Origin of the sequence: Prevotella sp. C561 (genome assembly GCF_000224595.1) — a bacterium.
In the GTDB taxonomy this organism is placed as follows: Bacteria; Bacteroidota; Bacteroidia; order Bacteroidales; family Bacteroidaceae; genus Prevotella; species Prevotella jejuni.
Genome location: NZ_JH114139.1, coordinates 371,846 through 387,389 on the forward strand (window position 1 = coordinate 371,846; position 15,544 = coordinate 387,389).

Sequence of the window (15,544 nt, forward strand, 5' to 3'; positions counted from 1 at the left end):
CGAAGGCCTTCTGTGGGCTCGAACTGTGCGCAAAAATGCTCAGTGAACTCTGTGTGCTCTGTGAGAGAAAAAACTCCCCAGTGTGAGAGAAAAACCTCCCCACCGAGTTGCTTGTGTGTCATCTCATAGAGTGGGTGCGTTCTCTTTCTCACAGAAGAACACAGAAGAACAGAACACACGGTATTTCACAGAGACATTAAGTCAACCGATTTCACAGAACCTTACAGCCAACAGAAGCCTCACCCCCAGCCCCTCTCCGAATGGAGAGGGGAGTGATCACCGAGATACCCCTGTATGTCCTCAAGATGTTTAGCGGCCCATCTTCTATCAGTAGCAGGCTAATAGGGGTAACCTCACATACTACTCCCCTCTCCATTCGGAGAGGGGCCGGGGGTGAGGCCAGTAGGGGCTGGGGGTGAGGCCCCCTGTGCGCTACCCCTTCCTATAAGCCTGCTACGTATAAATAAAATACCAAACCCGTGATGGTTTGGTACTTCTAACTCTTGTATAGTACTATTATTATGGTAAAATAATTAGTTCAAGGCTGTCAGATTTGACTTTCACTTTCAGCCAGTCATATAGCTGTTTTCTGTTGTCTTTGGCAAGTGTCTTGTTTGTTTTGACTATAGCCACGATGTGACTTTTAATTGAAGCAGAATCAACGAAAGACTCAGATGCTTTTGAAAGCATAATACTCTTTGCTGAGGGGCATACGACTTTAAGTTCTTCTCGCATGTCGTTAGCAAGTACTGGATAACGTGTATAAGAAGTTAGTTCCTTCTTTAGCACATCGTTGTTATATGCAAGTTCTTGCCATTCAGCCGTATTTTTTTCTCCTACCATCAACTGACCTTTATTCTTGTGCTGTAGGAGTAATAAGCTATCAGAGTTAGATCCTTGTATCACCTTTAGTACGTAGCCATCAAGCTGATAATTAGTCATCGCTTTTTGTGCTTTAGCTATCGAATCAGTTGATATCGGATTGCCCACCGCTACCACATGGAGGGTTTTGGTTTTTAGGTCGTATTGGTGTGAGAGAATGTTTGTTCCGCTATAATTAAGTTCCTTTGTAACGAAATTCTCTATGTTATTTTCAAATACACTTTGCTTAATGATGTTCCACGTCATGTAGCTTGCAGGGATAATTGTGATAATGATAATGGTGACGATGTAAAGATTTACTCGTCTCATTTGTTCACGATTGATAAACTGCTTTCTATGAAAATGCAGAAAGCGTACACCTACGCAGGTTGTAAAAGCAATGAAAACAGTATTGATGAAATAAAGGTAAAAGGCCCCAAAGAAGTAGGATGTGTTTTGTACGGCCAGTCCATAACCTGCTGTACAAAGTGGTGGCATTAAGGCTGTGGCAATGGCAACACCCGGCACCACGTTGTTTCTTCCTTTTGTTGACATAGCTAAGAATCCAGCAGCACCACCAAAAAGAGCTATCAATACGTCATAAAGGGTAGGCGATGTGCGTGCTAAAAGTTCAGATTGAGCATCCGTGATAGGTGAAAGTGTAAAGTAGATTGTTGCAGTAATAACGCTAATGAATGTACTTACCAAATAGTTTTTTATGGACTGTTTGAACAAGTCCAAGTCAGCAATTCCAAGAGCTAATCCCATACCGATGATTGGTCCCATCAGTGGAGAGATAAGCATAGCACCAATAATTACTGCTGTTGAATTGACATTTAAGCCTAAGGATGCAATAAATACGGCAAAGATAAGTATCCAGAGATTAGAACCTTGAAAGTTGATGCCATTAGTTATTTGTTTAATAACATATTTTTCGCCGTCTTTGTAAGGTAAGACATTGAAATAACTCTTAATTATCTGCCATAAAGTTTGATTGTTATTTTCCTGCATATCATGTTATTTTTTGCAAAGATACTTATTTTATAGGAAAATCTCAAGCAGTTTCTTGATTAACTATTAGGGAGTGGGCTGGTGTTTGTGAGCGTACATTCTTTTCGATTCACATAAGAACAAGATTGGTAAAGATAAGGCTCCGTTGTAGTGCACAGCCGATATGCAATTACGATAGTCCTATATATGAATAGGTGTTCTAATCAACAAAGAGCTAAGAGAATAAAAAAGAGTACCAAGAAAACTTGATACTCTTTTATTTATGTTAGATTTTAGTGTGCAAATTACTTGCCACCCTCCATCTTCTTCTTCAAGTCAGCAAGAACGCCGAGGTCACCGAGAGATGTACCTGCAGCAACGTTGTTGATAGCAGCAGCGTCGCTCTTTGGCTTGCCTGGAGCTGCTGGACGCTGGCGACGTGGCTCTTCCTTCACCTCCTCGAATGTACGAGAGTGAGAGAGGATGATGCGCTTAGTGTCCTTAACGAACTCGATTACCATGAATGGGAGAACCTCACCAAGCTGAGCCTGTGTACCGTCTAACTTAACGAGATGCTTTGGAGTAGCAAAACCTTCGCCACCCTCAGCAAGAGAGATTACAGCACCCTTGTCCATAGCCTCGGTGATCTTACCCTCATGTACAGAACCTGGAGTGTAGATCTTCTCGTACTCATCCCATGGATTAGACTCAAGCTGCTTGTGACCAAGGCTCAAGCGACGATTCTCCTTATCGATTTCGAGGACAACAACCTCAATCTCAGAACCCTGTGAAGTGAACTCAGATGGGTGCTTAACCTTCTTTGTCCAAGAGAGGTCGCTGATGTGGATAAGACCGTCAACACCTTCCTCAAGCTCTACGAAGATACCGAAGTTAGTGAAATTACGAACCTTAGCAACGTGCTTAGAACCAACAGGATACTTCACTTCGATAGTCTCCCATGGGTCTTCCTTAAGCTGCTTGATGCCGAGAGACATCTTACGCTCGTCGCGGTCGAGTGTGAGGATAACTGCCTCAACCTCATCGCCCACCTTCATGAACTCCTGTGCTGAACGCAAGTGCTGGCTCCAGCTCATCTCAGAAACGTGGATCAAGCCCTCAACACCAGGCTGAATCTCTACGAAAGCACCGTAGTCAGCCATAACAACTACCTTACCCTTAACGTGATCGCCAACCTTAAGGTTAGGATCCAAAGAATCCCAAGGGTGCTGAGTGAGCTGCTTGATACCAAGAGCGATACGCTTCTTCTCCTCATCAAAGTCGAGGATAACAACGTTGATCTTCTGGTCGAGTGCTACCACCTCATGTGGATCACTTACGCGACCCCATGATAGGTCTGTGATATGAACGAGTCCGTCAACACCACCGAGGTCAACGAATACACCGTAAGAGGTGATGTTCTTGACAGTACCCTCAAGGATCTGACCCTTCTCAAGATGAGAGATAATCTCCTTGCGCTGTGCTTCGAGCTCAGCCTCGATGAGTGCTTTGTGAGAAACGACTACGTTACGGAACTCCTGGTTAATCTTAACCACCTTGAACTCCATAGTCTTACCAACGAATACATCGTAGTCGCGTATAGGGTGAACGTCAATCTGGCTGCCAGGAAGGAATGCCTCGATACCAAATACATCAACGATCATACCGCCCTTAGTGCGGCTCTTGATGTAACCCTGGATAACCTCGTCGTTCTCCAAAGCCTTGTTGATGTTCTCCCAACTCTTCTGTAGGCGAGCCTTCTTATGAGAGAGTACGAGCTGACCACGCTTGTCTTCCTGGTTCTCTACATACACCTCTACCTTATCGCCAGGCTTGAGATCTGGGTTGTAACGGAATTCAGAAGCAGGGATAATACCATCGCTCTTGTAGCCGATGTTAACAACTACTTCCTTCTTGTCAACTGAAATAACAGTACCTTCAACTACCTGGTGCTCCTGGATCTTGTTAAGAGTTTCGTCGTAGGCCTTGGTAAGATCGTTCTTACTTGCCTCAGCGTGTGAGCCGTTCTCGAACTCATCCCAGTTGAAGTCAGCTAAAGGCTGTACATTCTGGACGTCTTTGAAATTTGTCATAAAGTGTTTAATAAAATAATTTAATTAATAAAGTTCGACTTTATATTACCTTTAATATGGGCATAATCTGCCCAAATCGGGCACAAAGTTACGAATAATATTCTGTATATTAGTGCTTTTGCTTCTGTTTTTTGTTTTTTCTTTCTACTTCCGAAAATATCGCTCAATCGGTTGAAGTCCTTCTTTAGAATCAAGCCTATACCTTGCGTTGTCAGTGAGTTACGTGTGAAATAGCGGTCGTTGGTCTGGTTGTAAACATGGAAGGCTACGTTTCCGCTTGGGAAGAGGAGATAACGGATGTCGAAGTCGCCTATGAAGGACGATTTATTCTTGGCTACATTGTTGCGATAACCGAACTGTCCGTTGAAGAGCAGACGGTTGTTAAGCATACTTCCTGACAACATTCCTTCGTATTCGGCATTGTCGAAGCCTTCATTACCTGTGGCGATGTTGGCACCAAAGTTCCAATTGTTGTCTTTTACAACATTAGACAGTACGGTGTTGATTTGCTGTGAAATCGTACCGGAGAGGAGGCTCTGCATGGCAAGAGAAGTGCTACTTGGTGCCTCGCTGTTACGTGCTGTACTGTTGTTGTTGCTCTGTGGATAGAATCGTCCAACAGCCAGTAAGTAAAGTACTTGCTGGTTAAGTTCTTGCTCGGAGTTGAGGATCGAGCGTATCATCTGTTGTGCGTCAGGCGAGAGAGTAGGGAGGTCGAGCCCGAAGGAAACGGTCGGTGCACCTGGTGTTCCTTCAATGTTTAGTAGGCAGTTCACCTTTGTGTTATTGGCAGTGAACGACCTACCCATCCCGAGGTCGCCCAGTGGAACGGAGTTGATGATGTAGTTGGCCTTCAGATTAAGCGCCGCATTGAAGGGGTCGCCACCGAAGGCTATCGTAGAACCGGGCTGGAAGACAAACTGTTTCTTTATGATGTTCTGAATGGTAAGGTTATACTGTCCATAGTCCACATAGTAGTTTCCGAAGAGATTGAACGCTCCCTTATTATAATAGGTGGCCCGAATCATACCCGTTCCGTTCAGTCGGATATTGTCGCCAGTGACGTCATCGAGGAGAACGCCGAGTGTGAGGTTCGGATTAGCATGTACGAGGAAATTGATATGTAGGTCGCTTGGTATGTTGTTAAAGTGGTAGGCCTCCTCCTTCTTGTGCGTAGGCTTAGCTGCATGAAGGAGCGAGTCAGGCACTTCAGGAATCAACACCTGCGTACTATCCTTCGGTAGGTTAATCCATCGAATAAAGTTATTTGTACCCGCATCATTGGTTGATGAGGCATTATAAGTTATAAAGGTGTTCTTATCAGGTTCCATGTCTATGTTGATAGACGTTTCTCCCGGGTGTCCTTTTATATTACATTTACCAGTTCCATAAACGACACCCCAGAAGGAATCCTTCCCTTGTCTCTTAGGGAAGTTATAGGTCAGGAGGTTCTGAGCCTGTATATTGATATCGTAAGAGAGGTTGGTGAGGTTCTTATGATACAATCCTCCTGTGACAATGCCGATGTGTCCTTGTGGGTCGGTGATAGTATCTTTCTCAAGGATAATCTCGTTTGGGATAATTCGGACACGAGCGTTACGCATCTTATAGGCCACGGCGGTAGGCTTCACGAAGACGCTACCATCCACCATCATATCACCTTCGAGATTGATGGCGCTAAGGGGTCCGACGACCTTACACCAGCCATTTCCCTGTGCCTCTATATTGTCCATAAAAGATCCGCAGAACGTCTTGAGGAAATAAAGGTGGGTGTTATGGGCAAAGATAGGGAGGTTGATATAACTCTTCTTGATGTCTACATAGCCCTTGATATCAGTACGTGCGCCATCGTCAGCATCAGCATGTGCATCGATATTAATCTTCCCCTCCTTGTCATTATAGTTCGCTTCAGCGTAGAGCGTACCCATATCTCCGTTCTCAAACTTAAAGTCTTGCACCTCAAGTTTCGCTTGCATCTGTAGATGATGGAAGAAGGATTTGATAGAAGCCACGCCAGAAGCCGTACCAGCAAACTCGACACTGTGGAAGTTGACGAGTTTGAGGATATACGGAACATTGATATCCTTGAAGCTAACAAGGATAGAATCGTTCTGATTACCAGAGGTTTGTCCGTTGGCAATGATATGCTGGTTGCGGTTAGAAAGCTCGAAGTGTTCAATGTTAAGATTGTTCCTATGATAGGAGATGTCAGACGGTTGCACCTGTAAGGCTATCGAATCGAAATTGATGGTAGAGGGGTTAAGGTGCAAGTGGGTCACTAAGTCGCCATTACGACGGGAGAATGAAGCCACGCTACTGACGTCGCCATGTACGGAAGAGAGTCCTGGGATACGGAAAGAGATGTCTGAACTGATAGTGTTATCAGCAATAAGACCCTGCGCATTGATGAGTAGATGCGGTCCCTTCTCACCCTCACGTTCGCCAGAGATGGTCGTGTGTAACCCTTGTGGTCCACTCGTTATGTTCAGGATAAGGTTCTGAATATGTTGCTCCGCATAGGTAATGTTCGGTGCATCAATATGTAAGTCGATTTCGTTTTGACGCTCCCTTACCATTCCTGTCAACCTTATAGCATGAGAAGAGGAGAGGTTTGTCTTAAGCAACTGATTGATAATCTTGGTGTCAGCTAAGCGCAGAGCAAAGGCATAGTTAGCCCTTCCAGCGATAGTATTATACCGTGAAGGCGTGTGGAAAAAACTTGGGAGATAATGTCCCAAGATACGCCTTACGCTTTCTGGTATCTGTGCGTAATCGTACTGTCCAGCGAGGTGTAGCTCTCCAAAGTCGGTTTGAGCATCAAGAGACTTACCTAAGAGGCCGTTGTGAGTCTTGATACTTAACTTATTCAAGGAGATGTTCTGTCCTTCTCCTGTCATAGCGAAGTTGTTGACATCCAGGTTACCTATGATATCATTCAGGCTTGTTCCTTGTCCTTTAATCTTAGAAGTAAAGGAGATAGTCCTATTCCCTAAGGCCTCTGTCAGCTGTAGTTTGTGTAAGTTGACAGCATCCGCAATAATAGAGATGTCGGTAGAGAGTTTCCCCTTATGTTGTATGAAAGCCATGACGTTAGCAGCTTTTCCATCGATATCCAGTCTGCCGTTAGGGTCGTTGATAGCTGCCTTCCCTGTGAAAATATCGTTTTTATAGCTTCCGTCAAGGTGTATGTTCTTGTAGGTGTAACCCTTATAATAAAAGGAGGAGATGTCACCCTTGGCAACGATATGGGATAGGTCGGTGTTGCCCTCGACCCTGATATTCGTACTCAAGTTGCCAAAGTCGTTATTGTCAAGTACTTTCGCAATATTGAGACCCGTTGTGTTGATGGTCCCTTGGATGTTCTTTCCGTGAATAACCGTGGATAGACGAAGGGCGCCAGCATCAGTCTTTAGCTGTCCTTTGGCTATGTACTTCCCTGCAGTATGGGCAAAGGTACCGTGGTAGTAGACGTTGCCTATGTTGTTCAATACCTTAGGAAGCGGTTTATGGGTTAGCTTAGCAACAGTCTGAAGGGTATTGCTACTAATTTTTAAGGGCGAGAAAGAGAAATCCCAAGTGGGCTTCTTTTGTAGGTTGCTGACCCATCCTTTGGCTCTTATTTGCGTTGAGAGGGATTGGTCAGAGATGTTAATTTGCTTTACTCTTACCGATCGACTTGTTCCTTGAATATCTAAGGATGCAGTGTAGCTTGCTGTTAATGCCTTAAGCTCGGGGAATATTGACGTGAAATCAGAAGGCTGAATGAGTGCCTTAAAGTTCTTGATGTCGTATCGTAAAGAGTTGATATCAAGCTTCTTATTGTTCAACTTATAGGAGGTTTGTAAGGTACTTAATCCAATCTTACTATTGGTACTATTGAACACAAAGTCACGCAACGTGGCTTGCTGTTGATTGGCTTTTAAGTCGAAAGCCAACTGCTTCACCTCTAATCCCGCAGCCTCCTTGAAAGACAAAGTACGAAGGTCAACCCACACACTTGTGTCATTCAGTTTGTGAAGAATGAGATATGACGAGATGTCACTGAGGTTAATATGGTTCAAGTTCAGCTGGTTAGGCGTGGATGGGGAGTCTAAACAGTCATACTTAATACGGCCATGTCGGATGACAAGACTATTGATTGACAGGTGCAGAGGAGTGTGACTCGTAGTGTCTTTCGATGCTAATGAGTCTAATACAAATTGATAGTTTGGTTTGGAGTCCTTGCTTTTCTTGTATAGTTCTGCTTGTAAACCAAATACTTGAGCAGACGATATGTTTATCTCTCCCGTCCGTAGAAGGTGAAGGAGATCGACTCTCGCACCAACACGTGATGCCGATAACATCTTCTTGTGACTTTGGTCATAGATGAGAATATCGTCCAATACAAAGCGATTGATAAAGCCTAAATCAATGCGCCCAACACGTACTTCTGTTCCTAACTTGTTGCCTGCCGCGTCACTAACCTGCTGTGCAAGGAAGGTCTGTACTGCTGGTATATGTAGCAGTACGATAGTGGTTATGTAAAGACCCGCTATGGTCCATACAACCCATCGTATAATAGTTCTAAGTTTCTTCAATGCGTCTACAAAACTACAAAAAAACCGTTTTATACTGAAATTATTATATATAAATGTGCCAAATCTGCTTAATTTTTGCTACATTTGCACAAGATAAGCCACGTTAGGCAAAGTTAAGTGACCCTTCTTTGCCCTCGTTTGCATTATTTAAGCACAAGATAAGCTACGCTCGGCAAAGTTAAAGTGACCTTCCTTTGCCCTCGCTTGTATTATTAAAAGCTAAGGCTAAGCTTTGTACGGCAAGGCAAAGGGATGAGTAACGCTATGTTTTGTTTAGCTTGTTAAGCATTGGAAAAGATTAAATAGAAATAATTAAAAACGCATTATCATTGTTATGGCAAATGTAATTAAGTTACGAAAGGGCTTAGACATTAACCTTACAGGACGCGCTCAGGAACAAATGTTACCTATGATTTCACCAACGGAATACGCTGTTGTTCCTGATGATTTCCCAGGGCTAACACCGAAGGTGACGGTTCGAGAAGGGGATCATGTCCGAGCTGGTGACCCGTTGTTTGTTGACAAGGGGTGCACTGAGGTTAGCTTTGCTTCTCCTGTGAGTGGTACGGTAACAGCCGTTGAACGCGGAGAAAGACGTAAAGTGTTACGTGTGAAGATTGCTCCTGATGCGCAGCAAGAATATGCTGACTTTGGTGTAAAAGATGTTGCTGGCTTAACTGCTGACAACGTCAAGGAGTCTTTGCTTCAAGCGGGATTGTTCGGTTATATCAACCAACTTCCCTACGCTGTTGCGACACGTCCTGACACTGCTCCTAAGGCTATCTTCGTGTCTGCTCTTCGTGATAAACCTTTACAGGGTGACTTCGAGTATGAGCTAAATGGGCAGGAGAAGGATTTCCAGACGGGTCTTACTGCACTCTCTAAGATTGCTAAGGTCTATTTAGGGATTGGTGCTCAGCAGACTGAAACGGCGTTGACCGCTGCAAAGGATGTGGAGGTAACCGTTTTCGACGGACCTTGTCCAGCAGGTAATGTGGGTGTACAAGTAAATCACATCGACCCTGTCAATAAGGGAGAAGTGGTTTGGACCATTGACCCAACAGCTGTTATCTTCTTTGGTCGCTTGTTCAATACTGGTAAAGTAAACCTCACTCGTCGTGTTGCCATAGCAGGTAGTATGGTGAAGCAGACGGGTTATGTCGATGTACTTGTAGGAACTCCTTTAAGTCTAATCTTGGCAGGTAACATAGCTGATGGCTGTCATGTTCGTATCCTCAATGGTAACCCTCTCACTGGTGTCATTGCCAATGATGAGTCTGTTATAGGGGCACATACATCCGAGGTAACGTTAATCCCAGAGGGTGACGACGTACATGAGATGTTCGGTTGGATGCTTCCTCGTTTCAAAGACTTCTCTACTTCTCGCAGTTACTTCACTTGGTTGCAGGGTAAGAAGGCTTATAACCTCGACGCACGACTCAAAGGTGGTGAGCGTCACATGATTATGAGTGGTGAGTACGACCGTGTTCTACCAATGGATATCTATGGTGAATACCTCATTAAGTCTATTCTCTCAGGCAATATCGACAGCCAGGAGCAGTTGGGTATCTATGAGGTTAGCCCAGAGGACTTCGCCCTCGCTGAGTTCGTAGACAGTTCTAAGCTACCATTGCAGAAGATTGTGCGTGAAGGCTTGGACATCCTTAGAAAAGAGAATGCATAGGGGGCATGAGCCCACAATAACTTTAACTATAGTTTCAAACAACGTTTCTTAGAATGTTATCAACGGTCAGTCAATCGGCAGTTATGAACCAGAAAGTACGTAATCCGAGTCTGACGAGAATCTTACAGAGGCTTTGTAACAATTTTAGAAACAGAAACTTTGGACTTTAAGAACCCTATAATAAAAGTATTATGAGTTTAAGAAATTATCTCGATAAGATACGCCCAAACTTTGAGGAGGGCGGAAAGCTTCACGCTTTCAAGAGTGTCTTCGATGGTTTCGAGACGTTCCTTTATGTTCCTAACGAGACATCAAAGAGCGGAACATCTATCCATGACGCTATTGACTCGAAGCGAATAATGAGTATAGTAGTACTTTCGTTGGTACCTGCTATGCTCTTCGGTATGTATAATATCGGCTATCAGAACGCATTAGCAGCTGGTAAGTTGGCTGATGCTACCTGCTGGGGAATGTTCCTCTATGGTATGCTTGCGTTGTTACCAAAAATCCTTGTATCTTACATTGTCGGCTTAGGTATTGAGTTCGCTTGGGCACAATGGAAAGGTGAGGAGATTCAGGAAGGTTATCTTGTATCAGGTATTCTGATACCATTGATTATCCCTGTGACCACACCTCTTTGGATTCTTGTGCTTGCAGTGGCCTTTGCTGTTATCTTCACAAAGGAGATCTTTGGTGGAACAGGTATGAATATCTTTAACGTAGCATTAGCTGCACGTGCCTTCCTCTTCTTCTCTTATCCAAGTAAGATGACTGGTGACAGTATCTGGGTGGCAAAGGATGCTATCTTCGGACTTGGTTACACCTTACCTGATGGCTTCACTATGGCAACCCCATTGGGTGAGATTGCACAAGGGACAACGGTGAACACGCCTATCTGCGATATGGTAGTAGGACTCATCCCAGGCTCTGTTGGTGAGACCTCTGTTATCGCTATCGCTATCGGAGCGGTTATCCTTCTGTGGACGAACATCGCCAGTTGGAAGACTATGTTCAGTGTTTTCCTTGGTGGAACAGTGATGGGACTTCTCTTCCAGTCAACTGGTGCAACGCCAATCCACTGGTATGAGCACCTTGTCTTGGGTGGTTTCTGTTTCGGAGCAGTCTTTATGGCAACCGACCCAGTGACCTCTGCTCGTACAGAGACAGGTAAGTGGGTATATGGTTTCTTCATCGGTGCGATGGCTATCATCATCCGTGTGTTAAACCCAGGTTACCCAGAGGGTATGATGCTTGCCATCCTCTTTGGTAATATGTTTGCCCCACTCATCGACTACTGTGTAGTTCAGTCAAACATCAGCAAGCGCGCTAAGCGTGCTAAATAAATAAGGAGGACGATGAAAATGAAAACTAATAGTAATTCTTATACAATTATCTATTCTGCCATCCTCGTGCTGATTGTAGCTTTTTTGCTTGCTTTTGTGTTCCAAGCATTGAAGCCTATGCAGGATGCTAATGTACAGCTTGATCAGCAGAAGCAAATTCTCTTTGCGCTCAATCAGGACCGTAATATGAGCAACGAAGAAGCTGTTGAACTCTGGAAGAAGATTATCGTGGCCGATGACATTATCGATGCTAATGGTAAGGTAGTTAAGGCTGGTAAGCAGGGTGGCGTTAATGCTGGTTTTAAGTTGAATAGTAAGGATGCCAAGGAGGGCAAACTTGCCTTGTTCCGCTGTAAGGTAAACGGTGAAGATAAGTATGTTATCCCTGTTTATGGTAATGGCCTCTGGGGTCCTATCAATGGTTTTATCGCCATCAATGGAGATAAGCGAACCGTCTTTGGAGCCTACTTCAATCATGAGAGCGAGACTGCTGGTTTGGGTGCAGAAATCAAGGACAACAAGGCATGGCAGGATTTGTTCAAGGGTAAGCACCTCTTCTCTGGCAACGACACAAAGAAGATTGCCCTTTCTGTAGAGAAGAAGGTTGAAGACCCATCGACACAGGTTGATGCCGTGACAGGCGCTACGCTTACCAGTAACGGTGTGACAGAAATGTTCCATGCAGACAAGGGTGGACTTCAACCTTACGTCAAATTCCTGAACAGCAAATAACATTCTAATCTTTAGAACATAAGAATATGGATTTATTCTCAAAGCAAAATAGAGAGGTGTTCAGCAACCCTTTGAATTTGGACAACCCTATCATGGTCCAAGTCCTTGGTATCTGTTCTGCCCTTGCCGTTACTTCACAGCTGAAGCCGGCGATTGTGATGGGACTTGCCGTTACTATTATCACGGCATTCTCAAATGTTATTATTTCATTAATCCGCAACACCATCCCTAATCGTATTCGTATTATCGTACAATTAGTGGTTGTGGCTGCGTTGGTAACGATTGTTAGTCAGATTCTTAAGGCGGTAGCTTACGATGTGAGTGTAGAGCTTTCTGTCTACGTAGGACTTATCATTACCAACTGTATCCTTATGGGACGTCTTGAGGCGTTTGCCATGACCAATAAGCCATGGCCAAGTTTCCTCGATGGCATCGGCAATGGTTTAGGTTACGCTATGATACTTGTTATCGTGGGTGCTATCCGTGAGTTCTTCGGTCGTGGCTCATTGCTCGGCTTCAAGATTTTGCCACAGAGCTTCTATGATGCGGGTTATATGGACAACGGAATGATGTCAATGCCTGCCATGGCACTCATCCTCTTGGGTTGTGTTATTTGGGTTCATCGTGCTTATTTCTATAAAGAAGACAAGAAGTAATTATGGAACATCTTATTAGTTTATTCTTCCGGTCCATCTTTGTGGACAACATGATATTTGCGTTCTTCCTCGGTATGTGTTCTTACTTGGCCGTTTCTAAGAGCGTGAAGACATCATTGGGTCTTGGTGTTGCTGTGACTTTCGTTTTGCTTGTGACCACACCTCTCAACTATCTCTTGCTGACTAAGGTCCTTGGACCAGACTGTCTTGCTGAGGGAGTCGACCTTACTTATCTTAGTTTTATCCTCTTTATTGCCGTCATTGCAGGTATCGTGCAGATTGTGGAGATGGCTGTCGAGAAGTTCTCACCATCCCTTTACGGCGCATTGGGTATCTTCTTGCCGTTGATAGCCGTTAACTGTGCTATCATGGGTGCTTCCCTCTTTATGCAACAGCGTATAGGACTCGACCCAGCAAGCACCCAGTATATCGGAACTGTATGGGATGCACTTGTCTATGGCACTGGTTCTGGCCTCGGCTGGACACTGGCCATCGTGGCAATGGGTGCTATTCGTGAGAAGATGGAGTATTCTGATGTACCAAAGCCTTTACAGGGTCTTGGTATTACATTTATTACTGTAGGACTGATGGCAATGGCTATGATGTGCTTCTCAGGACTTAAAATTTAAGTAAACAATGGGACAATTCATAACAATAAGTATTGTGGTATTCCTTATCACCATCCTCGTGTTGGTGATTCTCCTATTGGTGTCTAAGAAGTATCTTAGCCCAAGTGGAAAGGTGAAATTAACTATTAATGGTGATAAGGAGATGACCGTCGATCAGGGTAGCTCGGTATTGTCTACGCTGAATGAGAACGGTGTCTTCCTCCCTTCTGCCTGTGGTGGTAAGGGTAGCTGTGGGCAGTGTAAGTTGCAGGTAGTAGAAGGCGGCGGTGAGATTCTCGACTCTGAGCGTCCTCACTTCAGCCGTAAAGAGATCAAAGACCACTGGCGCTTGGGTTGTCAGTGTAAGGTGAAGGGTGATATGTCACTCAAGGTTCCTGAGTCTGTCATGGGCGTTAAGGAGTGGGAGTGTACTGTTATCTCTAATAAGAATGTGTCAAGTTTTATCAAGGAGTTCAAGGTTGCCTTGCCTCCTGGCGAACACATGGACTTTATCCCTGGCTCTTATGCACAGATTTCTATCCCTGCCTACGACTGTATCGACTATGATAAGGACTTTGATAAGAACGATATCGGGGAGGAATACCTCGGTCCTTGGAAGCAGTTTAATCTCCTTTCTCTGAAGGGAAAGAACCCAGAGCCAACTGTTCGTGCATACTCTATGGCGAACTATCCGGCTGAGGGTGATATCATCACACTGACTGTGCGTATTGCTACACCGCCTTTCTTGCCCCGTCCGCAGGTAGGTTTCCAGAACGTACCAACTGGTATTGGCTCTACCTATATCTTCTCTCTTAAGGAGGGTGATAAGGTGATGATGAGCGGTCCTTACGGTGATTTCCATCCTAACTTCACTTCTGGTAAGGAGATGATATGGATTGGTGGTGGTGCTGGTATGGCGCCTTTGCGTGCGCAGATTATGCACATGACGAAGACACTCCATACTCGCGACCGTGAGATGCACTTCTTCTATGGTGCGCGTTCACTCAGTGAGGCGTTCTTCCTTGAGGACTTCTGGGAGCTTGAGAAGGAGTATCCTAACTTCCACTTCCACCTCTCTCTCGACCGTCCAGACCCTAAGGCTGATGAGGCAGGAGTAAAGTATTACACTGGCTTTGCGGTTAACTGTATCCGTGATGAGTATCTTAAGAATCATGAAGCACCTGAGGACTGTGAGTACTATCTTTGTGGACCTCCAATGCTCATCAAGACTGTGACCGATTATCTTGATAGTATTGGTGTTGATCAGGATGCTATTATGTACGATAACTTCGGATAATCCAATCTTATCAATCATATTCAGCGAGGAACCTTGTGGGGTTCCTCGCTTTTTTTGTTGCTTTACTTGATGCGTGAGGGGTAGGCGATAGGGTTGTAAAAAATCATTACATCACGTCGAGTTTATCGTTCTCTGAATAAGATGGTCATATTTCTTTATTTCATGTACACAATCTGCACGAAATCAGAGGGTTACGGATAGCGTTTGAGAACACGCCTTTCTTACCTCAAGAAGGGCGTGTTCTTCAATGAAGAAGACCCTCTCTTCGATAGGAGAGGTGGGTGGTTTTGTGAAATAGCTTTACACTTTCAGTCCTCAAAAGGTATCACTGAAACTAGTGGCCCCTCCCCCTTCCCCAGCTGGCCCCTCCCCCTTCCCCTCCCCCGAAGGGAAGGGGAGTGATCACCGAGATACCCCTATAAGAAGGATGTAGGCTTTGCGTTGTTCCTTATTAGTATCTACGATAGCTGAAACGCTCTGTGTTCTCTGTATGCCGGAGGCCTTCTGTGGGCTCGAAATGTGCGCCAAAAAGCTCCGTGAACTCTGTGCGCTCTGTGAGAGAAAAAGCCTCCGCCAACTGCTCTCAAACATTCTTTTTCTCACAGAATAACACAGATGAACAGAACACACAGCATTTCACAGAGCCCTTACGGGCGGCAGAACTCACAGAACCTTACAGCCAATTTTAGCAGAAACGCTCTGTGTT

At 44.7% G+C, this 15,544-nt stretch carries 9 protein-coding genes; 6 read left to right on the plus strand and 3 right to left on the minus strand.

Translation table 11 applies throughout. The annotated features are described in order from the left end of the window. Window positions 1-519: 519 nt before the first annotated feature. The 3 genes from HMPREF0666_RS01210 to HMPREF0666_RS01220 form a co-directional block, all read right to left on the minus strand. Complete coding sequence (locus tag HMPREF0666_RS01210; RefSeq protein ID WP_009010458.1) at window positions 520-1,872, minus strand: TIGR00341 family protein; 1,353 nt, start codon at window positions 1,870-1,872, stop codon at window positions 520-522. 284 nt (window positions 1,873-2,156) lie between these two features. Further along, the gene (gene rpsA / locus HMPREF0666_RS01215) at window positions 2,157-3,941 is read right to left on the minus strand and encodes a 30S ribosomal protein S1 (RefSeq protein ID WP_009010459.1); all 1,785 of its coding nucleotides are present in this window, start codon (window positions 3,939-3,941) and stop codon (window positions 2,157-2,159) included. Window positions 3,942-3,961: 20 nt separating this feature from the next. Continuing rightward, a complete protein-coding gene (locus HMPREF0666_RS01220) occupies window positions 3,962-8,518 on the minus strand; it encodes a translocation/assembly module TamB domain-containing protein (RefSeq protein WP_009010460.1) in 4,557 nt (1,518 codons plus the stop codon). Between the two features lie 334 nt (window positions 8,519-8,852). On the opposite strand from HMPREF0666_RS01220, the gene HMPREF0666_RS01225 reads away from it, so the two are divergent. From HMPREF0666_RS01225 to nqrF, 6 genes are all read left to right on the plus strand, one after another. Then, window positions 8,853-10,202: a Na(+)-translocating NADH-quinone reductase subunit A gene (locus HMPREF0666_RS01225; RefSeq protein ID WP_009010461.1), complete on the plus strand. Its 1,350-nt coding sequence runs from the start codon at window positions 8,853-8,855 to the stop codon at window positions 10,200-10,202. 191 nt (window positions 10,203-10,393) lie between these two features. Then, window positions 10,394-11,545 (plus strand): NADH:ubiquinone reductase (Na(+)-transporting) subunit B, encoded by a 1,152-nt coding sequence (locus HMPREF0666_RS01230; protein ID WP_009010462.1) that lies wholly within the window; start codon window positions 10,394-10,396, stop codon window positions 11,543-11,545. Between the two features lie 18 nt (window positions 11,546-11,563). After that, complete coding sequence (gene nqrC, locus HMPREF0666_RS01235) at window positions 11,564-12,277, plus strand: NADH:ubiquinone reductase (Na(+)-transporting) subunit C (RefSeq protein WP_042855871.1); 714 nt, start codon at window positions 11,564-11,566, stop codon at window positions 12,275-12,277. A 26-nt stretch (window positions 12,278-12,303) separates the two neighbouring features. Further along, entirely contained in the window at window positions 12,304-12,933 is a 630-nt protein-coding gene (locus HMPREF0666_RS01240; RefSeq protein WP_009010464.1) for an NADH:ubiquinone reductase (Na(+)-transporting) subunit D, read from the plus strand. A 2-nt stretch (window positions 12,934-12,935) separates the two neighbouring features. Beyond that, a complete protein-coding gene (gene nqrE / locus HMPREF0666_RS01245) occupies window positions 12,936-13,562 on the plus strand; it encodes an NADH:ubiquinone reductase (Na(+)-transporting) subunit E (RefSeq protein ID WP_009010465.1) in 627 nt (208 codons plus the stop codon). Window positions 13,563-13,569: 7 nt separating this feature from the next. Next, the gene (gene nqrF, locus HMPREF0666_RS01250; protein ID WP_009010466.1) at window positions 13,570-14,838 is read left to right on the plus strand and encodes an NADH:ubiquinone reductase (Na(+)-transporting) subunit F; all 1,269 of its coding nucleotides are present in this window, start codon (window positions 13,570-13,572) and stop codon (window positions 14,836-14,838) included. Window positions 14,839-15,544: the final 706 nt, after the last annotated feature.